21 protein-coding genes are annotated in these 25,858 nt (G+C 67.5%); 11 read left to right on the top strand and 10 right to left on the bottom strand.

Features of this window, described 5'->3' with window-relative positions; translation table 11 throughout:
- Positions 1 to 63 precede the first annotated feature (63 nt).
- From ACMZPQ_RS08820 to ACMZPQ_RS08810, 3 genes are read right to left on the bottom strand one after another with little or no spacing between them, the layout of a single operon-like run.
- The gene (locus tag ACMZPQ_RS08820; RefSeq protein WP_197583823.1) at positions 64 to 636 is read right to left on the bottom strand and encodes a YceI family protein; all 573 of its coding nucleotides are present in this window, start codon (positions 634 to 636) and stop codon (positions 64 to 66) included.
- Positions 637 to 638: 2 nt separating this feature from the next.
- Positions 639 to 1,211, bottom strand: a complete 573-nt coding sequence (locus tag ACMZPQ_RS08815; RefSeq protein WP_005418388.1) for a cytochrome b — start codon at positions 1,209 to 1,211, stop codon at positions 639 to 641.
- A gap of 10 nt (positions 1,212 to 1,221) precedes the next feature.
- Positions 1,222 to 1,854 (bottom strand): YceI family protein, encoded by a 633-nt coding sequence (locus tag ACMZPQ_RS08810; protein ID WP_197583825.1) that lies wholly within the window; start codon positions 1,852 to 1,854, stop codon positions 1,222 to 1,224.
- Between the two features lie 165 nt (positions 1,855 to 2,019).
- On the opposite strand from ACMZPQ_RS08810, the gene ACMZPQ_RS08805 reads away from it, so the two are divergent.
- On the top strand, positions 2,020 to 5,565 hold the full coding sequence (locus ACMZPQ_RS08805; RefSeq protein WP_197583826.1) for a hybrid sensor histidine kinase/response regulator: 3,546 nt from the start codon (positions 2,020 to 2,022) through the stop codon (positions 5,563 to 5,565).
- A gap of 94 nt (positions 5,566 to 5,659) precedes the next feature.
- A complete protein-coding gene (locus tag ACMZPQ_RS08800) occupies positions 5,660 to 9,193 on the top strand; it encodes an ATP-binding protein (protein ID WP_197583828.1) in 3,534 nt (1,177 codons plus the stop codon).
- A 485-nt stretch (positions 9,194 to 9,678) separates the two neighbouring features.
- On the opposite strand, the gene mdtD is transcribed toward ACMZPQ_RS08800, so the two are convergent.
- The 5 genes from mdtD to ACMZPQ_RS08775 form a co-directional block, all read right to left on the bottom strand.
- The gene (mdtD, locus tag ACMZPQ_RS08795) at positions 9,679 to 11,088 is read right to left on the bottom strand and encodes a multidrug transporter subunit MdtD (protein WP_197583184.1); all 1,410 of its coding nucleotides are present in this window, start codon (positions 11,086 to 11,088) and stop codon (positions 9,679 to 9,681) included.
- Between the two features lie 92 nt (positions 11,089 to 11,180).
- On the bottom strand, positions 11,181 to 12,263 hold the full coding sequence (hemE, locus tag ACMZPQ_RS08790) for a uroporphyrinogen decarboxylase (protein ID WP_197583183.1): 1,083 nt from the start codon (positions 12,261 to 12,263) through the stop codon (positions 11,181 to 11,183).
- A 26-nt stretch (positions 12,264 to 12,289) separates the two neighbouring features.
- The gene (locus ACMZPQ_RS08785) at positions 12,290 to 12,529 is read right to left on the bottom strand and encodes a WGR domain-containing protein (RefSeq protein ID WP_019660053.1); all 240 of its coding nucleotides are present in this window, start codon (positions 12,527 to 12,529) and stop codon (positions 12,290 to 12,292) included.
- A 225-nt stretch (positions 12,530 to 12,754) separates the two neighbouring features.
- Positions 12,755 to 13,867, bottom strand: a complete 1,113-nt coding sequence (aroB, locus tag ACMZPQ_RS08780) for a 3-dehydroquinate synthase (RefSeq protein ID WP_197583182.1) — start codon at positions 13,865 to 13,867, stop codon at positions 12,755 to 12,757.
- Positions 13,864 to 14,406 (bottom strand): shikimate kinase, encoded by a 543-nt coding sequence (locus ACMZPQ_RS08775; protein WP_197583181.1) that lies wholly within the window; start codon positions 14,404 to 14,406, stop codon positions 13,864 to 13,866. The genes aroB and ACMZPQ_RS08775 overlap by 4 nt, the downstream gene beginning before the upstream one ends.
- A 98-nt stretch (positions 14,407 to 14,504) precedes the next feature.
- Here ACMZPQ_RS08775 and ACMZPQ_RS08770 point away from each other — a divergent pair, with 98 nt between their 5' ends.
- Positions 14,505 to 14,708 carry a dodecin family protein gene (locus tag ACMZPQ_RS08770; protein WP_005410663.1) on the top strand — a complete coding sequence of 68 codons (204 nt, stop codon included), beginning with the start codon at positions 14,505 to 14,507 and terminating at the stop codon, positions 14,706 to 14,708.
- Positions 14,709 to 14,714: 6 nt separating this feature from the next.
- Here the strand turns inward: ACMZPQ_RS08770 and ACMZPQ_RS08765 are convergent, their stop codons facing one another.
- Positions 14,715 to 15,542 (bottom strand): kinase, encoded by an 828-nt coding sequence (locus ACMZPQ_RS08765; protein ID WP_197583179.1) that lies wholly within the window; start codon positions 15,540 to 15,542, stop codon positions 14,715 to 14,717.
- Positions 15,543 to 15,582: 40 nt separating this feature from the next.
- On the opposite strand from ACMZPQ_RS08765, the gene pdxH reads away from it, so the two are divergent.
- Complete coding sequence (gene pdxH, locus ACMZPQ_RS08760; protein WP_197583178.1) at positions 15,583 to 16,182, top strand: pyridoxamine 5'-phosphate oxidase; 600 nt, start codon at positions 15,583 to 15,585, stop codon at positions 16,180 to 16,182.
- Positions 16,183 to 16,333: 151 nt separating this feature from the next.
- Positions 16,334 to 16,810 (top strand): DoxX family protein, encoded by a 477-nt coding sequence (locus ACMZPQ_RS08755; RefSeq protein WP_197583177.1) that lies wholly within the window; start codon positions 16,334 to 16,336, stop codon positions 16,808 to 16,810.
- A 99-nt stretch (positions 16,811 to 16,909) separates the two neighbouring features.
- Here ACMZPQ_RS08755 and prpR read toward each other — a convergent pair whose 3' ends face one another.
- Positions 16,910 to 18,493: a propionate catabolism operon regulatory protein PrpR gene (prpR, locus tag ACMZPQ_RS08750; protein WP_197583175.1), complete on the bottom strand. Its 1,584-nt coding sequence runs from the start codon at positions 18,491 to 18,493 to the stop codon at positions 16,910 to 16,912.
- A 154-nt stretch (positions 18,494 to 18,647) separates the two neighbouring features.
- On the opposite strand from prpR, the gene prpB reads away from it, so the two are divergent.
- From prpB to prpF, 6 genes are all read left to right on the top strand, one after another.
- Positions 18,648 to 19,541, top strand: coding sequence for a methylisocitrate lyase (prpB, locus tag ACMZPQ_RS08745; protein WP_197583174.1), 894 nt, complete (start codon positions 18,648 to 18,650; stop codon positions 19,539 to 19,541).
- Between the two features lie 36 nt (positions 19,542 to 19,577).
- A complete protein-coding gene (gene prpC, locus ACMZPQ_RS08740; protein ID WP_008265338.1) occupies positions 19,578 to 20,735 on the top strand; it encodes a bifunctional 2-methylcitrate synthase/citrate synthase in 1,158 nt (385 codons plus the stop codon).
- A 97-nt stretch (positions 20,736 to 20,832) separates the two neighbouring features.
- The gene (gene acnD / locus ACMZPQ_RS08735) at positions 20,833 to 23,451 is read left to right on the top strand and encodes a Fe/S-dependent 2-methylisocitrate dehydratase AcnD (protein ID WP_197583173.1); all 2,619 of its coding nucleotides are present in this window, start codon (positions 20,833 to 20,835) and stop codon (positions 23,449 to 23,451) included.
- 94 nt (positions 23,452 to 23,545) lie between these two features.
- Positions 23,546 to 24,250, top strand: coding sequence for a hypothetical protein (locus ACMZPQ_RS08730; protein WP_197583172.1), 705 nt, complete (start codon positions 23,546 to 23,548; stop codon positions 24,248 to 24,250).
- Entirely contained in the window at positions 24,250 to 24,594 is a 345-nt protein-coding gene (locus ACMZPQ_RS08725) for a type II toxin-antitoxin system ParD family antitoxin (protein ID WP_312646301.1), read from the top strand. Before ACMZPQ_RS08730 ends, ACMZPQ_RS08725 begins: the two co-directional genes overlap by 1 nt.
- 77 nt (positions 24,595 to 24,671) lie before the next feature.
- The gene (gene prpF / locus ACMZPQ_RS08720) at positions 24,672 to 25,850 is read left to right on the top strand and encodes a 2-methylaconitate cis-trans isomerase PrpF (protein WP_197583171.1); all 1,179 of its coding nucleotides are present in this window, start codon (positions 24,672 to 24,674) and stop codon (positions 25,848 to 25,850) included.
- The last annotated feature ends 8 nt before the right edge of the window (positions 25,851 to 25,858 follow it).

The raw sequence follows: 25,858 nt of genomic DNA, 5'->3' as shown, positions 1-25,858 counted from the left end.
GCTGGCCGGCAACCACCCGATGCCCGTTGATGCCGGCCAGCGGCCGGCACTACCGGGATCGTTTTACTTCGCGTTGAACTTCACGATGGTGCTGATCGCGGTGTCGTCCGGGATGGTCTTGGTGTCGGCCCAGTCACCGCCGCCCACGCCGAAGTCCAGGCGCTTCACGGTGGCCTTGCCGGTCAGCACCGGCTGGGTGCCCGGCTTCCAGGTGAAGGTCAGGGTGACCGGCTTGCTGACGCCGCGCAGTTCCAGGGTGCCGTCGGCGGCGAACTGATCGTTGCCCACTGCGCGGAAGCCCTTGGCGGTGTAACGCGCGGTGGCGAACTTGCCGACGTTGAAGAAATCGGCGCCCTGCAGGGTCGAGTCACGGTCGCTGTTGCCGCTCTTTGCACCGGCCAGCGGGATCACCACGTCCAGCGAACCGGCGGCCGGGTTGGCCGGGTCGAAGCTGAGCTTGGTGGCAAAGCCCGGGAAGCTGCCGGTGAACACTTCGCCGTCGTACTTGGTGGCAAACACCAGGATCGAACCAGCGCCGGGGGCCTGCGCGTAGTCGGCGGCGAGCACCGGGGCAGTGGCCAGCATGCCGGCCAGGGCGGCGGCCACGGCGGCCGGAGTGGTCAGTTTCAGGTTCATCGTCAGTCCTTCTGAGGGGAGGCAAGCCAGCCGCGCGGCAACATGCGGGACAACGTCGCATCGCGCTGGAAGAGGTGGTGGTAGAAGGCAGCGCCGGCATGCGCCAGCACCACCGCGATCAACAGCCAGAAGCCGTATTCGTGGAGGGCATGCGACACCGCGACAACCTGCGGGTCGGGGCCGCTCAGCTTGGGCACATCGACCAGGCCGAACCAGCGGAACGGACGCAGGCCGCTGGCCGAGTCGTACAGCCAGCCCGACAGCGGAATGGCAAACATCAGCACGTACAGCAGCACGTGGGTGGCGCTGGCGATGCGTTCCTGCCAGCTGGGCACGCCCGGCACCGGCTTGGGCGCACCGGCATACAAGCGCCAGCCAAGGCGGAACAGCACCAGTGCCAGCACGGTGATGCCGATCGACTTGTGCGCGGTGTAGACCCAGAAGTACTTCGGGGTCTTGGGCAGCTCGCCCATGGTCAGGCCTACCACGCCCAGGGCGAGAATCAGCAGGGCGATCAACCAATGCAGGATCTGGCTGACACTCCCCCAGGCGGCGGGGGTGTTCTTGGCGGTCATGAAAGGTCCTCTAGCGGGCCGTCGTGTGGTCGGAGTGTGGAACGGGAGCGGGAGTTCCCGGGGCGTCGCTGCGGTCGAGTGTGGCTTCAGCCTCGATCCGCAGCTGTACGGCATCACCGATGACGCCCGGCCAGGCAGTGATGCCGAAGGCGCGCCGGCTCAGCGTGGTGCTGGCGGAAAAACCGGCGGTGCGTCGGAATGGCGGAAGCGGATAGCGCTTGATGGCGTTGAGCGTCACCTCCAGCGTGACTTCCTGGCTGACCCCACGCAGGGTCAGGGTGCCGATCACGTGGGCACGCTTTGCATCGATCGGTTCCACCCGGGTAGAGACAAAGCGCGCGCTGGGGAAGCGTTCGCCATCAAGCAGGCTGCGGGCCAGCGTGGCCTGGTTCCACTTGGCATCGCCAAGGTCCAATCGCGACACGGGTACCTCGACATCCAGCGTGGCTTCGCGCCAGTTGTCGGGATCGAACTTAAGACGGCCTTCACTGCCCGAGACCGTACCCATGGCCTGTGAGTAACCCGCGTGGTCGATGCTGAACAACACCCGTGTATGCACCGGATCGAGACGGTAGGTGTCTGCATCCGCCCAGGCGGGAGCGGTGGCGAGCAGCAGTGGCAGCAGGGCCAGGCAGGGACGCATCGATGGCGGGCTCCGGAAGGGGGACGTTGCGATCATACGCACAGGCCCCTGCCAACGATGCGTGCATGGCTGCAACAGTTCGTGGTGCCATTGCCCGTAGAAACAGGCTGTTGCAGTCATGAACCCGGGCCTGTGTGACAATCGGGGCAGGACAGGGGGTTCAGGATGACGAGCGGCTGGCGCCAGTGGTGGCGGGGCATCGCAGGTATGGGACTGCTGCTGATGGCGTTCGCCGCAGCGGCTGCAACCCTGGAAATGGCGGAAACACCGCGCCTGCGCCGTTTCGGTGCCGCCGAAGGCATGCCTTCGCGCATGGTGCTGGCGCTGGCCGAGGACCGCCAGGGCCATATCTGGGCCGCCACCGATGGGGGCCTGGTGCGCTACGACGGCAGCAGCCTGCGGGTCTGGGAGCATGACCCGGAACAGCCGGGCTCGCTGCCCGGCAACGAGATCGAGACGCTGCTGGTCGATCCGCTGGACCGCGTCTGGGTGGGCATCAACGGCAAGGGCCTGGCGCGCCTGGATGCCGACCGTGAGCGGTTCAAGACCTTCGACGCGGTCAACGGCCCGTGCCTGGGCCAGTTCTGGACACTGGCCTATGCCGACGACGCACTATGGATCGGTACCAGCACCCACGGTGTCTGCCGGTTCGGCGAAGACGGCAGCGTGCGCTTCTTCCAGCATGACCCGGCGCAGGCCGGCGGCCTGCCCAACAACACCATCTTCAGCAGCCTGGTCGATGCACAGGGGCGGCTGTGGATCGGCACCGAGTCCGGGCTGGCGCGCTGGAATGGCCATGACTTCGAGGCTGTCGCCCCGGATGTGCTGGGCCGCCTGAGCGTGCTGCGGCTGAGCCGCGATCCGGACGGTTCGATCTGGGTCGGCAGCCAGAATGACGGGCTCTACCGCATCGATGCGCAGGACCGGGTCAGCCGCCCGCGCTGGCCCGACAGTGCCCGGCTGCGTTCGGCGCTGGTGCTGGCCGATCGCCAGGGCGGCTACTGGGCCGGCACCTCCGATGGCCTGCTGCGTGGCGATGCCGGCACGCTGTGGCGCCTGCAAGGCGATCGTGGCGGCGGCTTCCTGACCGCGCAGAGCGGCGTGCTCGATCTGCTGCAGGACCACGAGGGCGGGCTGTGGGTGGCGTTGCTGACCCAGGGCCTGGCCTATCTGCCGCCGGATTGGCGGCGCTTTTCGATCTGGAACCAGCTCGATGGCAAACCCCTCGACAGCCAGTACCTGCTGAGCGCGGCCAGCGATGGCCAGAACTACTACGTGGGCTCGGCGCACGGCGTGTACCAGCTCGACGCGCAGGGCACCCTGACGTTGCTGGCCAGTGACCGCGAAATCGGCAGCGGTGCGGTGTGGTCGGTGTTGGCGCGGCCGGACGGACGGCTGTGGCTGGGGCGGGCCGGTCGCCTCAGCGTGTACGACCCGGCCACGCGTGCGTTGCAGGACTGGCGGATCGACGGTGGCGCCGATCTGCGCCAGCGCATCGATCTGATGCGGCAGGCGCCGGACGCGACCGTCTGGCTCTCGGTGATGAACCTGGGCCTGCAGCAGCGCAGCGCCGACGGCCGCGTGCTGCGCAGCTATCCGCTGGAAGATTTCCGCGGGGTGGGCGATGCCCCGATCGAGCAGATCCGCTTCGACGCCCATGGCAAGGCCTGGGTGATGGGCGACATGGGCATCTGGCGCCAGCAGGCGGAGCGCTTCGAGCCGGTGCCGGGGGTCTCGCGCGGCAATATCTTCGATCTGGTCTGGATCGATCCGCAACAGCTGTGGCTGGCACGCCAGGGCGCGCTCGAACGCTACCAGTGGGATGGCATGAGCCTGCACCTGGTCCAGCGCATCGATGGCGGGTCCGGCGTGCCGCCGGTCAGCATGGGTGGACTGGCATTGGCCGACGACGGCCGCCTGTGGGCGACCACGCCACGTGGATTGCTGCGCTGGGATCCCAAGGCCCGACGACTGCAGCAGTTCAACGAGCGCGTGGGCCTGTCCGATGCCGAATTCACCGGCCGCCCGCCGGCGGTGAATGCGGATGGCCGCGTGTTGGCCGTGGCCCAGACCGGCCTGGTCGCGTTCGATGTCAACGCCGCCGACGTCGTGCTGCCTGCCTCGTCGCTGGTGATTGCCGAGGTGCGCGTGCGCCGTGACGATGCACGCGGCTGGCAGCCCTTGCCGAACACCGGCACGCTGCTGCTGGGGCCGGATGATCGTGACCTGCAGATCGATGCGCGGCTGTTGTCGTACGCCAACCCGCAAGGCAACCGCTACCGCTTCAGGGTGCAGGGCTATGACCAGAACTGGGTGGAGCAGGGAGGCGATGGCCAACGCACGCTTTCGCGGTTGCCGACCGGCAGCTATGTCATCGAAGTGCAGGCCGCCACGGCCAACGGCGCCTGGACGGCCTCGCAACGGCTGCAGGTGAAGGTGCTGCCGCCATGGTGGCGCAGCGGCATGGCGATCTTCGGCTACATCCTGATCGGTTCGCTGCTGTTGCTGACCCTGGCGTGGTCGATCCGGGCGCGGCTGCGCCGCCGCCAGCAATGGCAGTTGACCGTGCACAAGCAGGAACTGGCCGAGCAGGCCTCGCAGGCCAAGAGCCGCTTCCTGGCCACGCTCGGCCATGAGGTGCGCACCCCGATGACCGGTGTGCTGGGCATGAGCGAGCTGCTGCTGGCCACGCCCCTGGATCCGGTGCAGCGCAGCTACGCCGGGTCGATCCAGCAGGCGGGCAGCCATCTGTTGCGCCTGGTCAACGATGCGCTGGACCTGGCCCGCATCGAGGCTGGACGCCTGGAACTGGACCTGCGCCCGTTCGACCTGGCCGGGCTTCTGGACCAGGTGCAGGCGCTGATGCAGCCGATGGCGAAACAGCGCGCGCTGGACTTCCAGCGCAGCCACGATCCGGCGGGGCCGATCAGCGTCAGCGGGGACGAGATGCGCGTGCGCCAGATCCTGCTCAACCTGCTGGGCAATGCGATCAAGTTCACCGAGCGTGGCCACGTCGGCCTGGGGGTACGCCTGGAAGAGAACGGCGCAGGCCTGTGTTTCGAGGTGCACGACAGTGGCCCCGGCATCAACGCCGAGCAGCAGGCGCGCCTGTTCCACCGCTTCGAACAGGCCGATGGCCCGCGCACCGCGTCGCGCTATGGCGGCAGCGGGTTGGGCCTGGCGATCTGCCAGGAACTGGCCGTGGCGATGGGGGGACGCATTGAAGTGGACAGCCAGCCGGGCAAGGGCGCGCGCTTCCGGGTGCGGTTGCCGTTGCCCTGGACCCGACAGGCCGCCAGTGCGCCGGGCGACGCGCCGGTGCAACCGGTGCTGCCACCGTTGCGCATCCTGCTGGTCGAGGATGATGCCACCGTCGCCGAGGTCATCGCCGGCCTGTTGCGCAGCCGCGGTCACCACGTCGTGCACGTGCTGCACGGCCTGGGCGCCTTGGCCGAGATCGCCACCGACGGCTTCGATGTCGGCCTGCTCGACCTCGACCTGCCAGCGCTGGACGGCACCGCCGTGGCCCGCCAGCTGCGGACCCTGGGCTATGAACTGCCGCTGGTGGCGGTCACCGCGCGCTCCGATGCCTATGCTGAGTCGCAGGTGCTGGCCGCCGGTTTCGATGGTTTCCTGCGCAAACCGGTGACCGGCGACATGCTGGTGGCGGCGATCGTGCAGGCGCGCGCGAAACGCCAGAGCCCAGCGTGAGGACGCCGGCGCCGGCGTGAACGGCGCGACTTTCGGTTTACCATGCCGACGCCCGCAGCGCGGGAATCATCAGGGCAGCGTGAGGAGGCAATCGGTGGTGTATCTGCGGGCGGCGATGCTGCTGCTGGTCCTCCTGTGCTGCCTGTCACCCGCTGCCGCACAGCCGGTGCCACCGAGCCCGCGGCAGGTGACGGTGTTCGATGGCCTGCCATCCAATACCGTCAACCGCATGGCCGAGGACCGCTACGGCTATCTGTGGATCGCCACCAACGATGGCCTGGCCCGTTACGACGGGCGCAATTACCGGATCTGGCGCTCGGAGGATGGGCTGCGCGACAACCGCATCTGGACGGTGCTGGTCGATGCGCGCAACCAGCTCTGGATCGGGACCGAGAACGCGGGCCTGGTGCGGATGTCGGCCGACCGCCGCCAGCTGCATTTCTACGACCGCAGCAGCCAGCCGCTGATGGGCACCAACACGGTCTGGAGCCTGGCGACCACGCCGGATGGTTCGATCTGGTTCGGTACCCATGAAGGCGGCCTGTACCGGCTGGACAGCAATGACCGCCTGCAGCGTTTCCTGCCCGAAGCCGACAATCCGCGCAGCCTGCCATCGGCATCGGTGCCCTACCTGGCCACGCTGGCCGATGGCAGCCTGTGGATCGGCACCAAGCATGGCATAGCGCGCTGGACCGGCACCGATTTCGAGCGGGTCGGCGCCGATATCATTCCCAGCCTGCTGATCAATGGCCTGACCAGCGAACCCGATGGCAGCCTGTGGATCAGCACGATGGCCGGCGCCACGGTGCGTCGCCCCGACGGCCGCTTTGAAGCGCTGCCGTGGACGTTGCCGCCGGGCGAGCAGGTGCTCGGCATGATGCTGCGCGATGAGCAGGGCGGGCACTGGCTGGATACCCGCAGCGGCCTGGGCCGTGCCGTGGACGGCCAGTACCAGACCGTGCCGCTGTACAGCGCGGTTGCACGCGGGCCGGTCAGGCCGAACTGGACCGGCGCTTACGAAGACCGCGAAGGTGGCATCTGGCTGGCCAGTACCAACGCCGGCCTGTGGCATCTGTTGCCGCGCTGGTGGCAGTTCTCGGTGTTGTCGCGGTTGGAGGATGACCCCCGTTCGTTGCGCAATGCCTTTGTGCTGGGCACCAGCCCTTCCAGCAATGGCGGCATCTGGACGGTTGGCAGCCACGGTGCGCTGGATCGCTTCGATCCCAAGACCGGAAAGATCGAGCAGCACCGTACCTGGGTCAACGGCATGCACTGGCTCTCGTCGGTGCGTGAAGACCGCCACGGCCAGGTCTGGATCGGTTCGAACGATGCGCTGCTGCGTTATGACCCCAAGCGCCGCGATCTGCGCCGCTGGGGACGTGACGCGGGTGCCGATGCGACCATGGAAGGGGTCGTCGAATCGATGATGACCTGCGACGGCGACAGCCTGTGGTTGATGCTCTCGGCCGGCCTTCAGCAACGCGACCTGGACGGGCGCGTGCTGCGCCAGATGGACAACGGCCAACGGGGCCTGCAGCAGGGCCAGCTCAACCTGGACGTCGAGTGCGGGCCGCAGGACCACATCTGGCTGGCCAGCAGCCGCGGCCTGTTGCAGTGGGTGCCGGAAACCGAGCGTTTCCAGCCGGTGCCGGGGGCTCCCGCGGCGGCGATCCATGCACTGCACGTGGGCGGCGATGGCCAGGTCTGGCTGTCCGAGGATGGCCGCCTGTCGCGTTATCGCTGGAGCCAGGGCCGCCTGGAACGGCAGGCGGTGGTCGGCGCCGAGCAGGGCTATCCGGTGATTTCGGCGTCGGGACTGGTGGTCGACGCGCAGGGCGTGGCCTGGGCCACCAGCGCACGTGGCCTGGTGCGGGTCGGCGCCGATGGGCAGAGCGTGCGCCTGTACGGCGTGCATGACGGCCTGCCCAGCCAGGAATTCCGCGAGCACACGCTGGCGATGTCCGGCGACGGTCATCTGGTGGCCGGCACGCCGGCCGGCGTGGTGGTGTTCGATCCAGAGCAGGTGCGACCCTCGGTGCGACGTGCGCCGCTGGTGATCGAACGGGTCGAGGTGCGCCGCAACGAGCAGGTGTTGGACCTGACCCACGACGCGCCGCTGCAGATCGCCGATGGTGACCGTGACCTGCGCATCGTTGCGCGGCTGCTGTCGTTCGCCGATTCCGCATCCAACACCTACCGCTACCGGTTGGCTGGCTATGACCCGGATTGGGTGGAAGTGGGGCCGGCCGGTGAGCGCCTGTTCTCGCGACTTCCGCCCGGCAGCTATCGCCTGGAGGTGCAGGCGCGGTCGGCCGACCATGTCTGGTCACGGGTGCAGAGCCTGGAATTCCGCGTGCAGCCACCGTGGTGGCGCAGCCTGTCCGGGCTGCTGGTGCTGGCCTCGATCGCGCTGCTGCTGACCAGTTGGTTCGCCTGGCTGTACCGGCGCCGCCTGCAGCGTCGCCATGCCTATCAGCTGGCACTGCACAAGCAGGAACTGGCCGAGCAGGCCTCGGCGGCCAAGACCCGTTTCCTGGCCAACCTCGGCCATGAGATCCGCACGCCGATGACCGGTGTGCTGGGCATGAGTGAACTGCTGCTGGCCTCACCGCTGGACCCGCAGCAGCGCGGCTATACGCAGTCGATCCGCCATGCCGGCGAACACCTGCTGCATCTGGTCAATGATGCGCTGGACCTGGCCCGGATCGAATCGGGACGGCTGGAGCTGCAGTCCAAGCCGTTCGCGCTGAGCTGCCTGCTGCACGATCTGGCAGCACTGATGGGACCGCTGGCCGCGCAGAAGGGCCTGCGTTTCAGCCTCGACAACCAGTTGCCTCCCGGCCTGGAGGCCACCGGTGACGCGATGCGGGTGCGGCAGATCCTGCTCAACCTGCTCTCCAATGCGGTCAAGTTCACCAGTCGAGGCACCATCACCCTTCACGCGCGCTGCGACAGCGAACTACGCGCACTGCAGTTCGAAGTGCGCGACACCGGCCCCGGCATCAGCCAGGAACAACAGCAGCGCCTGTTCCGTCGCTTCGAACAGGCCGACGGCGCGCGCACTGCCGCGCAGTACGGTGGCAGCGGCCTGGGCCTGGCGATCTGCCGCGAACTGGCGCAGGCCATGCAGGGGCGGATCCAGGTCGAGAGCCAGCTCGGTCGCGGTACCTGCTTCGGCGTGAGCCTGCCGTTGCCGATGCGGGTGCAGGCCGGTACCGATGCCGAAGCGACGGATGCAGCGCATCGCGAAGAGGCCGCGAACATGCCGCCGCTACGCGTGCTGCTGGTGGAAGATGACGCCACCGTTGCCGACGTGGTGCGTGGCTTGTTGAATGCGCGGGGCCACGAGGTGGTACATGCCGGCCACGCGCTGGCGGCGCTGCGCGAGATCAGCGCCGGTGACTTCGACGTGGGCCTGCTCGACCTGGACCTGCCGGGCCTGAGTGGTTTCGAGCTGGCCCAGCACCTGCGCAACCAGGGCTACATGCTGCCCCTGCTGGCGGTGACCGCACGGACCGATGCGGACCTTCAGCAGCAGGTGGAAGCGGCCGGTATCGGCGGCTTCCTGCGCAAGCCGGTGACCGGTGAGCTGCTGGTGGAAGCGATCGCCCGGGTGATGGGCAGGTAGGTTCGGCAGGGCCGTAGGCCCTGGTACACGCCGTCGCATGCGCGCTGTCGCTCCCACGCTTCGCTGCGCGAAACGCGGGGCCCCCTTACCAGCACCCATACCCCCGTCGCTTCGCGGCCGCCCCCTGACTCAGGGGGCTCTCCCCCAGACCTGTCCCGGTCGCCCGTAGATCCACGCCATGCGTGGATGCCTTTCGGTTTCAATTCGAAACATTCGATTTCGACGAATATTCATCCACGCATGGCGTGGATCTACCGTGTCGACCAAGGTCGACACCTACCAACAGCCACCGGAATCTGTCAGAGGTGGGGCGGTGTCGGAGTGCGGGGTGTCAGCCGCATGGATGCGGCTGCCAAGCCTACAAGGACGTACTCGCGGCGTCCCCGCACTCCGACACCGCCCCGCCACCCCACGGAATGCCGCTTTGGCTTTGGCCGTTGCCGTTGCTTGCAGCAGGTGCAGCGCCGCAGGCCCTGCCGACCCCCTCACTCCGCGACGTGCTCGACCTGCCGCGGTTCGGGCTTGGTATCGGGCAGCTGCCAGAAGATCATCGTCGACGTCAGCGTGATCGCACCGACGCACAGGAACGTCGCATGCAGGGCGGCGGTGGCATCGGTGCTGTCCAGATGGGTGCCGAACGCGGCCAGCAGGCTGCCCGCAGCGGCGGCGCCGAAGCCGGCGGCGAGCATCATCACCATCGACAGCAGGCTGTTGCCGGAACTGGCGAACTCGCGGTCGAGGTCGCGCAGGGTCACGGTGTTCATCACGGTGAACTGCAGCGAATTGACCGCGCCGAAGAATGCCAATTGCAGCAGCCGCCACGCCAGGTGCTGGCCCGGTGTCATCAGGATGAAGCTGGCCATCGCCAAGCCCACCAGCACGGTGTTGACCATCAGCACGCGGCGGTAGCCGTAGCGCTCGACCAGCTTCACCGCCAGTTGCTTGGACACCATGCCGGCGGCGGCTACCGGCACCATCATCAGGCCGGCGTTCATCGGGCCCAGGCCGAGGCCGACCTGCAGCAGCAGTGGGATCAGCATCGGCATGGCGCTGCTGCCGATGCGCGAGAACAGGTTGCCAAGAATGCCGATGCGGTAGCTGGGCACGCGGAACAGTGCCAGCGAGAACAACGGCGCGGTGGAGTTGGCGGCGTGCAGCCAGTAGCCGACCAGCGCCGCCAGGCCGGCAACGGTCATCAGCATCACCAGCGCGTGCGGCGTACCCAGCCCGGAGATGCCGTCCAGCGCCAGCGACAGCACCACCATCGCGAAGGCCAGCATGATGTAGCCGCGCAGGTCGAAGCGGGTGCGATGGCTGGCGTAATGGTCGGGCATGATCTTCATCGCTGCGATGAAACCGATCACGCCGATCGGCAGGTTGATCAGGAACACCCAGTGCCAGGATGCGATCTCGACCAGCCAGCCACCCAGGGTCGGGCCGATCAGCGGGCCGACCAGCGCGGGAATGGCGATGAAGCTCATCGCGCGCAGGAAGTCCTCGCGCGGTACCGAGCGCATTACCGCCAGCCGGCCGACCGGTAGCAGCATCGCGCCGCCGATGCCCTGCAGCACGCGCGCACCGACCAACTGGTGCAGGTGCTGGGCCAGCGCGCAGGCCAGCGAGCCGAGGGTGAACAGGATGATCGCCACCAGGAAGGTGCGCCGCGTGCCGTAGCGGTCGGCGATCCAGCCGGAGGCGGGGATGAAGGTGGCTACCGCCAGCGCGTAGCTGAACACCACCGACTGCATCTGCAGCGGGCTTTCGCCCAGGCTGGCCGCCATCGCCGGCAACGCCGTGTTGACGATGGTGGAGTCCAGCATCTGCATGAAGATCGCCAGGGACACCAGCCACAGCAGGGGGCGCTGGCGGGTGTAGGTCGATGGCGATGTGGACATGGCGTGCGGCCGGTGCTGCGTGGGGAACGCCATGATCGCGCAATGCGGGTCACGGCGCGATCAACATCGCGCCGTGACTGCCTGCGCAATGCTCAGCGCTGGCTGTGCGCGTGCACGGCGTCGACCAGTACCTGCACGTGCGCCGGGTCCATGTCCGGCGACATGCCGTGGCCGAGGTTGAACACATGCCCCTCGCGCGAACCGCCGTTGCCGGCGGCATAGGTGTCGAGCACGCGTGCGGCAGCAGCGGCGATCGCATCCGGCGAGGCGTACAGCGTGGTCGGGTCGAGATTGCCCTGCAGGGCGACACGACCACCGGTACGGCGCAACGCTTCGTCCAGGTCCAGTGTCCAGTCCAGGCCCAACGCATCGGCGCCGGTCTGCGACAGCGCTTCCAGGTGCAGTCCGGTGCCCTTGCCGAACAGGATCAGCGGCGTGCGCTCGCTGCCCTCGCCGCGCTCCAGGCCCTCGGCAATCCGCTGCAGGTAGCGCAGCGAGAACTCGCGGTACATCGCCGGCGACAGCACGCCGCCCCAGGTGTCGAACACCTGCAGGGCCTGCGCACCGGCCGCGCGCTGCGCACCGAGGTAGGCAATCACCGCCTCGGTGGTCACTTCCAGCAGGCGGTGCAGGGCCTGCGGGTGGTTCAGCGCCATCGCCTTGATGCGCGCGAAGTCCTTGCTGCCGCCGCCTTCCACCATGTAGCAGGCCAGCGTCCACGGGCTGCCGGAGAAACCGATCAGCGGCACCTGGCCGTCCAGCTCGCGGCGGATCAGGCGTACCGCGTCCATCACATAGCCCAGGTCCTGTTCCATGTCCGGCACTGCCAGCCTGGCGATGGCGGCTTCATCACGCACCGGGTGGCGGAATTTCGGGCCTTCGCCTTCGACGAAATACAGCTCCAGGCCCATCGCATCGGGAATGGTGAGGATGTCCGAGAACAGGATCGCCGCGTCCAGCGGGAACCGGCGCAGTGGCTGCAGGGTGACTTCGCAGGCGATCTCCGGGGTCTTGGCCATGGCCAGGAAGCTGCCGGCCTTGGCCCGGGTCGCGCGGTACTCCGGCAGGTAGCGGCCGGCCTGGCGCATCAGCCAGACGGGGGTGCAGTCCACCGGTTCGCGGCGCAGGGCGCGCAGCAGGCGATCGTTGCGGAGAGGGCTGGTCACGATGGGCATTCCTTGGACGAAAGTTGGCAGCGGCGTCAGTCGCCGTGCGAAAGGATCTGGAAGCCGCGATGCAGTTCGGCATCGCGGGCCTTTTCGAAGGCGTGGCGCGCTTCATCGGCCTGCAGGAACAGCTCGCGCCGCAGCTGCGAGCGGCCACCGACGCGGCCGCTCTCGCGCAGCAGTTCCCAACCGCCGAACAGGTCCGGCTGCAGGCTCAGGCGCAGGAAGCGCGGTGCCTGCGCACCGGCATCGGGATGTTGCAGGTAGACGTGCATGGCGCTGATTGTAGCGGGGCCAGGGTGAGCCTCGCCGCAACGCGGTAATGCAGGCCACTGGCCGGCACTGTCAGCATTGGCGAAGCCGGCCAGCGGCCGGCACTACCGGGCTGCGCGCCACGATTGCCGGCCAGCGGCCGGCACTACCGGGCTGTGCGGCAGGATTGCCGGCCAGCGGCCGGCACTACCGGGCTGCGCGGCAGGATTGCCGGCCAGCGGCCCGCATTACCGGACCGACAGCACCTTCAGCACCGCCGCCTCATCCACGTCCGGCACCACCTCGGCACGGCCCATGCCCCGCCACAGCACCAGGCGCAGGCGGCCGGCCACGTTCTTCTTGTCCAGCCGCATGCGGCCGAGCAGGGCCTGCGGGTCCAGTCCGGCCGGGATTGCCACCGGCAGGCCCAGGCGTTCAAGCAGTGCCTGCAGGCGCACGCGGTCGGCGTCGTCGGCCAGGCCGAGATCGGTGGACAGCTTCGCCGCCAGCACCATGCCCACCGCAACCGCTTCGCCGTGGTTCAGTGCATCGCGGCCGGGGGCCGAGTAGCCCTGCTCGGTCTCGATGGCGTGGCCGAAGGTGTGGCCGAGGTTGAGCAGGGCACGCTCGCCCTTCTCGAACGGATCGCGTTCGACAATCGCGGCCTTGTGTCGGCAGCTGCGCGCGATGGCTTCGGCCAGTACCGCATCCTCGCCGGCCAGCAGTGCATCGGCATGGTGTTGCAGCCATTCGAAGAACACCGCATCGCCCAGCGCGCCGTATTTCACCACTTCGGCCAGGCCGGCACGCAGTTCGCGCGGTGGCAGGGTGGCCAGCACGCGGGTATCAGCGATCACCGCGCGTGGCGGGTGGAAGGCGCCGACCAGGTTCTTGCCGGCCGGAATGTCCACCGCGGTCTTGCCGCCCACCGACGAATCGACCATCGCCAGCAGGGTGGTCGGCAACTGCACGCAGTCCACGCCACGCATCCAGCATGCTGCTGCGAAACCGGCGAGGTCACCGACCACGCCGCCGCCGAGCGCGAATACGCAGGCATCGCGGGTGGCACCCAGTGCGGCCAGCGCTTCGATGGCGCGGCCGAACTCGGCCAGGGTCTTGGAGGCTTCGCCCGCGGCCAGCACGTGCTCGCCGATGATCAGGTCGGGACGTGCCGCCAGCAGCGTCTGCTTTACCGACGCCAGATAGCGCGGCGCCACTTCACTGTCGCTGAGCAGCAGCACGTGGCGGCCACGCACGTGCGACGCCAGTGCGGCGCCGTCGGCGTGGGCGCCAGCGCCGATGGTGATGGTGTAGGGGCGGTCGCCGCCAACGGCGACCTGCAGCAGGGCGGGGGAGGTCATGCGGTCAGGTCCTGGCGCTGCCATTGCGAGGCCAGCTTGACCACCAGGTGGGCGGTCGCGTCGGCAGCGGTGTACGGGTCGGTATCGAGGGTGAGGTCGGCCAGCTCGCGGTACAGCGGATCGCGGTGCGCGGCCAGTTCATGCAACACCTGCTCGCGGTCCGGACGCTGCAGCAGCGGCCGGGCCTTGTCGCGGGCCAGGCGTTCCAGCTGCGCGGCCACGCTGACCCGCAGGTAGACCACGAAGCCGCGCTTGGCAATGAGTGCGCGATTGCCGGGATCCAGTACCGCGCCGCCCCCGGTGGAGACCAGCCGGCCGCGCCCTTCCAGCACACGGGCCAGCGCCTCGCGTTCATGGGTGCGGAAGCCGGCCTCGCCGGAATGCTCGAAGAGGGTCGGGATGCTGGCGCCAGCGGCATCGACGATGGCCTGGTCGACATCGACGAAGTCCAGCGTGAAGCGCTCGGCCAGGCGGCGGCCGATGCAGGTTTTGCCGGCGCCCATCGGGCCGATCAGGATCAGGTTCGGAGCAGGATTCATGCCCTCTGATGCTAACACCTCCGTGCCCCGGCCTTTACGTTCTTCACGTCAGGGTGGGCGTTCCTGCGGGGTCCCCCGCGCCAGCTGGAGTACAGGCCATGACGGTCGCCAAGGTCATCGAAATCACCGCCTCCTCGCCGAAGAGCGTGGAGGACGCCGTGCGCAGCGGCTTGAAGAAGGTCTCCGAGACGGTCAAGGGCATCCAGGGCGCCTGGGTCAACGAGACCAAGGTCGTCACCAACGGCAGCGGCGAGATCACCGAATGGCGGGTCAACCTGCGGGTCACCTTCCTGGTGGAATAGGCGCCTTCAGCGCACGTCCTGCACCTGGCGCTGGCCGTCCAGCACCACCACGTGGTCGGCCAGCGCGGGCAGGGCCTGCAGCGCCTGCCGGCTGACCCGCTCGTAGTACTGCACGAAGCGCTCCAGCTGCGGTCGGCTCATGCCGTGCCGGCCCGGCTGTGCCGCCTGCATGTTCTGTTCCTGCTGCCAGCGCCAGCGCGGTACCACCGAGAAGTCCGGTGGCTGCAGGAACCACAGGCAGTCGCAGCGCTGCCACAGCGCCGGGTAGTCGCGGGCCAGGGCCTGGTTGCACCAGCGCCGCCAGCGCCCATCGGGGTCGGCCTCGCGTTCGAGGGCGTTCAGCGGACTTTCCAGCGCCTCTTCATCCTGCGCGGGCGTGCCGAGGAACCAGCCTTCGAATACCAGCAGGTCGAGCGGCAGTTGCAGGTGCGGCCACTGCGCCTCGGGCAGGCGCTCATCGGCGAGCTTGTCGAAGCGTGGCATCGCGAAGGGCTGGCGCGCGGCCACGGCGTCGAGCACGGCGTGGGCCAAGGGCAGATCGTGGGTGCCGGGCGGGCCACGGGTGATCAGCAGCGGGTGTACCTGGCGGGCCAGCCGTTGGCGCTGCGCACGGGTCAGGTAGACATCATCGATCGACAGGGTGGCCGCGTTCAGGCCGCGCGCCTGGGCGCGGGCCACCACCTGCGCGGCCAGCGTCGATTTGCCGCTCCCCTGCAGGCCACTGATCGCCAATACTGGAACCGCCGTGCTGCTGCCCAGCACATCGTCCAGAACCTGCTCGGCCAGTGTTTCGGGGAATCCTTTCACCTGGGGCATATACGCAGCAGCGACCATGCAGCCACAATAGCCCAAACCGTGTGAGAAGAACGCAATCATGAGCGACCTGTACGCCGAAGCCCTGTCCACGTTTGCCGGCCTGTTCGAAGAGGCCAAGCAGAGCCGCGAGGTCGAGCCGAACGCGATGACCGTGGCCACTGCCGATGTCAACGGCCGGCCGTCGGCGCGCACCGTGCTGCTGAAGGCGTTCGACGAGCGCGGCTTCGTGTTCTACACCCACCTCGACAGCCACAAGGGCCAGGAGCTGCAGGCCAACCCGCAGGCCGCGCTGCTGTTCCTGTGGCGCAGCCTGCGCGAGGCGGGCATCCAGGTGCGCATCGAAGGCCGTGTCGAGCAGGTCGCCGACGCCGAAGCCGATGCCTATTTCGCCAGCCGCCCGCGCATGAGCCAGATCGGCGCGTGGGCCTCGCAGCAGTCGAAGACGCTGGCGACGCGTGAGGAATTCGACGCGCGCGTAGCCGAGGTCGAAGCCCGCTTCGAGGGCAAGGACGTGCCACGGCCGGAAGGCTGGAGCGGCCTGCGCGTGGTGCCCGACCGCATCGAGTTCTGGTACGGCGCGCAGTTCCGCCTGCACGAGCGCTGGTGCTACGAGGCCGGTGCCGAAGGGCGCTGGAGCAAGCGACTGCTGTACCCGTGAATGATGCGGCCCGGCTGACGTGTCCTCTGTAGGGCCGAGCGATGCTCGACTCTACGAAAGCGGGTTGTCGTGTTCGGACTGGCCCGCTTCATCTGCGAGAAGGCGGCCAACCGGCACACTCCGATCGATGCCCTCGACTTCCGGAGTTGCCATGCGTTTCTGGCGTTGCCTGTTTGCCGTGCCATCACCGCGCCGTGGCGTGGAGGCGTCCCTTCTGCTGCTTGCCCGCATCGTGGCCGGGGTGATGTTCTGCGTGTCCGGCTGGAACAAGGTGTTCACCGAGGCCGGCCGCGAACGCATGGTGCACACGCTGGTCGATGCCGGCATTCCGTTCCCGGTGTTCAGTGCGCCGGTACTGGGTGCGATCGAATGGATCGCCGGCGGACTGCTGGTGCTGGGGCTGTTGAGCCGACCGTCGGCGCTGCTGTTGGCGGCAATCTGCGCCGTGGCGGCACTGACCGATGGCATCGCGCGCATTCCGGCCGGGCTGAGCGTGCCGGACTGGCTGAGCTGGTTCTTCTACCTCAGCGAAGTTCCGCTCGGGGTGCTGTTGTTGTGGATTGCGGCGGTAGGCAGTGGCCGCTTCGCTTTCGACGCGCGGGGTTCGGTGAGTGCTCCTCGTCGGTAGATCCACGCCATGCGTGGATGCGGTGCTTGACGGAAGAGCAGTGCGAACCAAGGTTCGCACCCACCAGGCGTCGGTTCGAATCCACCAGACAACGAATGGTTACAACCCTTCCGCGCGCAGCCATCGCCATAGCGTAGTGCGTGACACGCCCAGCGCCTGCGCCATGCCTTCACGGTCATTGCGGTGTTCCTGCAACAGCGTTTCCAGCTGCGCACGCGGCGGGCGCTTGCCGTTGCTTTCCACCGGCAGGGTAGGGGTGCCCTCGCGCATCAGCTCCGGTGCCAGCTGCATCAACCGCGCGGTGTTGATCAATTCTTCGCCCGGCTGCCAGTGGATGCGCAGGCGATCCACCAGGTTGCGAAGCTCTCGCACGTTGCCGGGCCATTCGGCGGCGGTCAGCACGGTCATCGCGTCCTCGCCCAGCGGTGCGTCGATGCCGCGCAACTGGCGGAAGAAATGCTGCGTCAGCAGCGCAATGTCACTGCGCCGGGCTCGTAGCGAGGGCAGGGCGATGCGCAGCGCGGCCAGCCGGTAATACAGATCGCGGCGGAAGCTGCCGGCCGCCGCGCGCTGTTCCAGCGACTGCAGGGTGGCAGCGACCACGCGCAGGTCCACCGGGGTCGGTTCGGTGGCGCCCACGCGCAGCACTTCGCGTTCTTCCAGCACCCGCAGCAGGCGGGTCTGCAACGGCAACGGCAGCTCACCGATTTCATCGAGGAACAGGGTGCCGCCGTCTGCCGCTTCGACCAGGCCGACGCGGCCACCCCGGCGCGCGCCAGTGAAGGCGCCATCGCTGTAACCGAACAGCTCGGCCTCCAGCAATGATTCGCTGATCGCACCGCAGTTCAGTGCAACGAAGCGGCCGCGACGACCGCTGGCCGCATGCAGCTGGCGCGCCACCAGTTCCTTGCCGGTGCCGGTTTCGCCGGTGACCAGCACGGTGCTGTCGTGTGGTGCGTACAGCGCGATCTGCGCGCGCACCTGTGCCATTGCATCGCTGTCGCCGAGCAGCTCATGCGCATCGCTGCGTGGTGCGGCACGGCGGCGCGGGGCCGGCCGGTGGCCAGCGGAGCGGGCCAGGGTCTGGGTCAGTTCCAGTGCGTGCTCGAATGCCTGTCGTACCGAATCGGCGGAGTACAGCAGCACGCCGGGCAGCCCGGCCTGCTCGGCGTGATCGATGGCCATGCCAGTGCCGACGATCACCTCGATGCCGTTGGCGCGCAGGTCGGCAATGCAGTCGCGCGCGTCCTCGCGGGTGACAAAGCGCCGATGCTCGATATCCAGGCCGAAGCTCTGCTGGAAATTGCTGAACACCGGTACGTCACTGGCGTGGGTGACCAGGCCGATGCGGCTGGCGATGCGCCGCGCACGTGCCAGCGCTTCCATCAGGTCGAAGCCGTTGGCCTGGATCGGCACCAGCGGCAGGTCGAGCCGGCCGCGCAGCCAGGCGGCGTTGGAGCCGCCGGCAATCACCACGTCGCAGTGTTCACGGCGCAGGCGCTGGCCGATCACCTCCACCGCTTCCTCGAAGCCGAGATTGATCTGCTCGATGCGCGCACGGCGGTCGAACTCGGGAATGACGTCGCCCAGCAGGCCGGTCAATCGCGAGACGCTGACCGTCCAGATCACCGGGCGACCGGGGTCGGCATCGGCATGGCGCAGCGGGGAGCGGGGCAGGTACATGGCGGCAAGGGGCGGACGGGGTGTTTCATGATACATCTGTTTCAATGTTTCATATGTTCCACCTTTGCGGGCCGGTCATCCTCGTGAAATCAATCGCTTGCAGCTTGGCATGGTGCTTGCGCCTACCTATCCGTTCTTCAACCTGGATTGCCGCATGACCGCTTCCGCCCCTTTCTCCGCCGGTGCCCGCTTCCGTGAGGCGCTGGCTGCCGAATCGCCGCTGCAGGTGATCGGCGCGATCAACGCCAACCACGCCCTGCTGGCCAAGCGCGCCGGCTTCCGCGCCATCTATCTGTCCGGTGGCGGCGTTGCCGCCGGCTCGCTGGGGCTGCCGGACCTGGGCATCAACACCCTGGAAGACGTGCTGGTGGACGTGCGTCGCATCACCGACGTCTGCGACCTGCCGCTGATGGTCGACATCGACACCGGCTTCGGACCGAGTGCGTTCAACATCGCGCGCACCGTGAAGTCGCTGATCAAGGCCGGCTCCGCCGCCTGCCATATCGAAGACCAGGTCGGCGCCAAGCGCTGCGGCCACCGCCCGGGCAAGGAGATCGTCTCGCAGGGTGAAATGGTCGACCGCGTGAAGGCCGCAGCCGACGCCAAGACCGATCCGGACTTCTTCCTGATCGCCCGCACCGACGCCATCCAGGTGGACGGCGTGGACAAGGCCATCGAGCGGGCCATCGCCTGCGTCGAGGCCGGTGCCGATGGCATCTTCGCCGAGGCCGCCTACGACCTGGAGACCTACCGTCGCTTCGTCGACGCGGTGAAGGTGCCGGTGCTGGCCAACATCACCGAGTTCGGCGCCACCCCGCTGTTCAGCCGCGATGAACTGGCCTCGGCCGGCGTCGCCATCCAGCTGTTCCCGTTGTCGGCGTTCCGCGCGGCCAACAAGGCCGCCGAGAACGTCTACCAGGCGGTGCGGCGCGATGGCCACCAGCGCAACGTGGTGGAGACCATGCAGACCCGCGAGGAACTCTACGACCGCATCGGCTACCACGCCTTCGAGCAGCAGCTCGATGCCCTGTTCGCCGCCAAGAAATAAGCAGTACCCTGCACCATCAGTTTTCGGAGGGAAAACATGAACGATACGACCGCAACCCCGACCTTCAAGCCGAAGAAGTCCGTCGCCCTGTCCGGCACCGCTGCCGGCAACACTGCGCTGTGCAGCGTCGGCCGCAGTGGCAACGACCTGCATTACCGCGGCTACGACATCCTGGACCTGGCCAACACCAGCGAGTTCGAGGAAATCGCCTACCTGCTGGTGCACGGCAAGCTGCCGACCCGCGCCGAGCTGGTTTCGTACAAGGCCAAGCTGAAGTCGCTGCGTGGCATTCCGGCTGCGGTGAAGGCCGCGCTGGAGGAACTGCCGCCGTCGGCGCACCCGATGGACGTGATGCGCACCGGCGTGTCGGTGCTCGGCTGCGTGGCGCCGGAGAAGGACGACCACAACCACCCGGGCGCGCGTGACATCGCCGACAAGCTGATGGCCTGCCTCGGGTCGATGCTGCTGTACTGGTACCACTGGAGCCACAACGGCCGCGCCATCGACGTGGAAACCGACGATGACTCGATCGGCGGCCACTTCCTGCACCTGCTGCATGGCGAGAAGCCGCAGGATTCGTGGGTGAAGGCGATGCACACCTCGCTGATCCTGTACGCCGAGCACGAGTTCAACGCCTCGACCTTCACCTGCCGCGTCATCGCCGGCACCGGCAGCGACATGTACAGCGCGATCTGCGGTGGCATCGGCGCGCTGCGCGGCCCGAAGCATGGCGGCGCCAACGAAGTGGCGTTCGAAGTGCAGAAGCGCTACGACAACCCGGATGAGGCCGAGGAAGACATCAAGGCCCGCGTCGAGCGCAAGGAAGTGGTGATCGGTTTCGGCCACCCGGTCTACACCGTCTCCGATCCGCGCAACAAGGTGATCAAGGACGTCGCCCGCGAGCTGTCCGAAGAACAGTCGAGCATGAAGATGTACGACATCGCCGAGCGCCTGGAATCGGTGATGTGGGACATCAAGAAGATGTTCCCGAACCTGGATTGGTTCAGCGCCGTCAGCTACCACATGATGGGCGTGCCGACCGCCATGTTCACCCCCCTGTTCGTGATCGCCCGCACCGCCGGCTGGAGCGCGCACATCGTCGAGCAGCGCATCGACGGCAAGATCATCCGCCCGAGCGCCAACTACATCGGCCCGGAAGACCGCGACTTCGTCGCCATCGACAAGCGCGTCTGATCCACCTGCTGTATCCATCCGGCCGGCCGTGCGCCGGCCGGGTGCTTTCGCCGCCGCACCGCCGGCACCCGGCCCGCCCCAAGTACTCCGCCAGCCCATGAATACCGATTACCGCAAGAACCTCCCCGGCAGCGCGCTGGATTATTTCGACGCGCGTGCCGCTGTCGATGCGATCCAGCCCGGCGCCTACGCCACCCTGCCGTACACCTCGCGCGTGCTGGCCGAGAACCTGGTGCGTCGCTGCGATCCGGCCACGCTCAGCGATTCGCTGACGCAGCTGATCGAGCGCCGTCGCGATCTGGATTTCCCGTGGTTCCCGGCCCGCGTTGTGTGCCACGACATCCTCGGCCAGACCGCGCTGGTCGATCTGGCGGGCCTGCGCGATGCGATCGCCGACAAGGGCGGTGATCCGGCCAAGGTCAATCCGGTGGTGCCGGTGCAGCTGATCGTTGATCACTCGCTGGCGGTGGAATGCGGTGGATACGACCCGCAGGCGTTCGAGAAGAACCGCGCCATCGAGGATCGCCGCAACGAAGACCGCTTCCACTTCATCGACTGGACCAAGTTGGCGTTCGAGAACGTGGACGTGATTCCGCCAGGCAACGGCATCATGCACCAGATCAACCTGGAGAAGATGTCGCCGGTGGTCTACGTGCAGGACGGTGTTGCGTTCCCGGATACCTGCGTGGGCACCGACAGCCACACCCCGCACGTGGATGCGCTGGGCGTGATCGCCATCGGTGTGGGCGGCCTGGAGGCGGAGAACGTGATGCTGGGCCGCGCCTCGTGGATGCGCCTGCCCGATACCGTGGGCGTGCAACTGAGTGGTCGCCCGCAGCCGGGCATCACCGCCACCGACGTGGTGCTGGCGCTGACCGAGTTCCTGCGCAAGGAGCGCGTGGTCGGCGCGTGGCTTGAATTCTTCGGCGAGGGTGCGGCGGCACTGACCATCGGTGACCGCGCCACCATCTCCAACATGTGCCCGGAATACGGCGCGACCGCGGCGATGTTCTACATCGACGCGCAGACCATCGACTACCTGCGCCTGACCGGCCGCGAGGAGTCGCAGGTGGCGCTGGTGGAAAACTACGCGCGCACCACCGGCCTGTGGGCCGATGACCTGGCCACCGCGCAGTACGAGCGCGTGCTGCGTTTCGACCTGTCCAGCGTGGTGCGCAACATGGCCGGGCCGTCCAACCCGCACAAGCGCGTGGCCACCGCCGAGCTGGCCGAGCGCGGCATCGCCGACGAAGCCAAGCTGGAAGCGGGCAAGGCCGAGCAGGCCCAGGGCCTGATGCCCGATGGCGCGGTGATCATCGCGGCCATCACCAGCTGCACCAATACCTCCAACCCGCGCAACGTGATCGCCGCCGCATTGCTGGCGCGCAATGCCAATGCGCGTGGCCTGCAGCGCAAGCCGTGGGTGAAATCCTCGCTGGCGCCAGGTTCCAAGGCCGTGCAGCTGTACCTGGAAGAATCCGGCCTGCTGCCGGACCTGGAACAGCTGGGCTTCGGCATCGTGGCGTTTGCCTGCACCACCTGCAACGGCATGAGTGGCGCGCTGGACCCGACGATCCAGCAGGAAATCATCGACCGTGACCTGTACGCCACGGCTGTGCTGTCGGGCAACCGCAACTTCGATGGCCGCATCCATCCGTATGCGAAGCAGGCCTTCCTGGCATCGCCGCCGCTGGTGATCGCCTATGCCATCGCCGGCACCGTGCGCTTCGATATCGAGAAGGATGTGCTGGGCGTGGATGCCGAAGGCAACGAGGTGCGCCTGAAGGACATCTGGCCGAGCGATGCCGAGATCGACGCGGTGGTCAAGGCTTCGGTGAAGCCCGAGCAGTTCCGCAAGGTCTACAACCCGATGTTCAACGTGCGCGTGGAGCATGGCGCCGCAGTCAGCCCGCTGTACGACTGGCGCCCGCAGAGCACCTACATCCGTCGTCCGCCGTACTGGGAAGGCGCGCTGGCCGGTGAGCGCACGCTGGCCGGCATGCGCGCGCTGGCGGTGCTGCCGGACAACATCACCACCGACCACCTGTCGCCGTCCAACGCGATCATGGCCTCCAGCGCCGCCGGTGAATACCTGGCGAAGATGGGCCTGCCGGAGGAAGACTTCAATTCGTACGCCACCCACCGCGGCGACCACCTGACCGCGCAGCGCGCCACGTTCGCCAATCCGAAGCTGTTCAACGAGATGGTGCGCAACGACGACGGCAGCGTGAAGCAGGGTTCGCTGGCGCGCGTTGAGCCGGAAGGCAAGGTCATGCGCATGTGGGAGGCGATCGAGACCTACATGGACCGCAAGCAGCCGCTGATCATCATCGCCGGTGCCGACTACGGCCAGGGCAGCTCGCGTGACTGGGCCGCCAAGGGCGTGCGCCTGGCTGGCGTGGAAGCGATCGTGGCCGAGGGCTTCGAGCGGATTCACCGTACCAACCTGATCGGCATGGGCGTGCTGCCGCTGGAGTTCAAGCCGGGCACCACCCGGCTGACCCTGGGCATCGATGGTACTGAAACCTTCGACGTGGTCGGCGCGCGCACCCCGCGCGCCGAGCTGACCCTGGTCGTCCATCGCCGCGATGGCCAGCAGCTGATCGTGCCGGTCACCTGCCGCCTGGACAGCGACGAGGAAGTGGCGATCTACGAGGCTGGCGGCGTGCTGCAGCGCTTCGCCCAGGACTTCCTGGAAGGCGCCAAGGTGGCGTGAGGCAGCGGCTGGCTGCCTTGTGTCGAGTTGCCGCCATGCTGGCTTCGGCCCGCATGGCGGTGGTCACGAAGGAGAGGGGCGTTGCCCCATCTGCATGGGAACGGCGTTCTACAACATCGCAGGTACGGTCAACACCGCCTTCATCCTGCTGAGCCTGTTGGGTGTGGGTGCGCAGTTGCGCCTGGTGCGCAACCGTCGGGAGCGTGCGGACGCGACTGACAGCGCCACTGCAGTGCTGTCGCTGAATCAATTCACGGTCAGCTTCCTGGCGTACCTGTCCTTCTTCGTCTATGGCTACAGCGTCACGCCGTTCAATCACTTCATTGTCTGGCCGCGCCTGCTCGCGTCGGTGCTGGTCATGGCCATCCTGGTGGAGATCTGGTGCGACCGACGGAGTCGCTCCGCCACGACCAGCGTGTTGGCAGCCGCGCTGCTGCTGATCTGCGCGCTGGCCGGCTTGGCCTGGGGTAACCGGCATGTGGACGAGGGCAGGGTAGTCGCCAGCGCGATGATCGTGGCCATTACTGCCTTGCTGGCGCAGGGCTACACGCATCAGATCCTGCTGATCCTGCGCAATGGCCATACCGGTGCAGTCTCGCTGCGGATGAGTCAGTTGATCCTGCTGATGGACCTGTCCACGATCGTATTTGCCTTCGCCATGGGCCTACGGATGGGATGGCCGTTGCTGCTGCTGGCAGTGGTGAGTGGCAGTACCAAGCTGGTCATCCTGTATCTGTTCCGATGGCAGCAAGGAACGTCCGCGCGGGCGCGGCGAAGTCATGCTGGAGCGCCTGCGTGATGGCGAAGACCTCTTCAAGCAAAGACTGGCGATTTCTGCCCTTGTCGTTGCCTTTGGTGCCTCGCAGACTGTCGCGTGACAGTTCCGCAGTGGAGGTCTGTATGGTCAATGTCAATGTGGTGCTGACTGATGAGCTCAAACAGTTCGTGGACCAGGAGGTCCGTGAAGGCGATTACGCCAGCGCTTCCGAGTACGTTTGCGACCTAATCCGTCAGCGTCGGCGAAGCAAGGCTGAAGACCTGCTACGCCATTTGATTGCGGAAGGCCTTGCTTCGGGGCCTCCGGCTCCTCTGCCTCTGGGGCACTTCCAGAAACTGCTTGAGCGCGCATCGAATCGAAAATGAAGCCAGTACATCCGGCCCACCATAGGGCGGTGCACGGCTCCCCGAGAGTTGTTTCACTGCACACAGGAACCCGATCCATGACCTTCCTTCCCCAACTCCGCATTCCCGCCACCTACATGCGCGGCGGCACCAGCAAGGGCGTGTTCTTCCGCCTGCAGGACCTGCCCGAAACCGCGCAGCTGCCGGGCGCCGCACGCGATGCACTGCTGATGCGCGTGATCGGTTCGCCCGATCCGTATGGCAAGCAGACCGATGGCATGGGCGGTGCCACCTCCAGCACCAGCAAGTGCGTGATCATCTCCGCCGCTTCGGTGCCGGACCATGATGTCGATTATCTGTACGGCCAGGTCTCGATCGACACGGCCTTCGTCGATTGGAGCGGCAACTGCGGCAATCTCAGCACCGCGGTCGGCCCGTTCGCGATTGCCAACGGCCTGATCGATCCCGCCCGCGTGCCGCGTGATGGCCTGTGCACCGTGCGCATCTGGCAGGCCAACATCGGCAAGACCATCATCGCCCACGTGCCGATGCGCGATGGCCAAGTGCAGGAGACCGGCGATTTCGAGCTGGATGGCGTGACCTTCCCGGCCGCCGAAATCCAGCTGGAATTCATCGATCCCTCCGACGACGGCGATGCCGGCGCGATGTTCCCCACCGGCAATCTGGTGGACACCCTCGATGTGCCCGGCGTGGGCAGCTTCGAGGTGACGATGATCACCGCCGGTATTCCGACCATCTTCCTCAACGCCGCCGACCTGGGCTATACCGGTACCGAACTGCAGCCGACGATCAACGAAGACAAGGCAGCATTGCAGAAGTTCGAAACCATCCGTGCGCATGGCGCGCTGCGCATGGGCCTGATCTCGAAACTGGAAGACGCGGCGACCCGCCAGCACACGCCGAAGGTGGCCTTCGTGGCGCCGGCGCAGGACTACGTGTCGTCCAGCGGCAAGGCCATTGCGGCCTCGGCCATTGACCTGCACGCGCGTGCGCTGTCGATGGGCAAGCTGCATCACGCGATGATGGGTACCGCCGCCGTGGCGATCGGCACCGCGGCGGCGATTCCAGGCACGCTGGTCAATCGTGCCGCCGGTGGTGGCGAACGCGAGGCGGTGACCTTCGGCCATCCCTCCGGCACCCTGCGCGTGGGCGCGCAGGCCGGCCGCGTTGACGGCCAGTGGACGGTGACCAAGGCCATCATGAGCCGCAGCGCCCGCGTGCTGATGGAAGGCAAGGTGCGGGTGCCGGCCGAATAGTGCTCTGC

This window comes from Stenotrophomonas maltophilia (genome assembly GCF_047497515.2).
In the GTDB taxonomy this organism is placed as follows: Bacteria; Pseudomonadota; Gammaproteobacteria; order Xanthomonadales; family Xanthomonadaceae; genus Stenotrophomonas.
The sequence above is the reverse complement of the archived record's forward strand: the minus strand, read 5'-3'. Positions and strand labels throughout refer to the sequence as shown.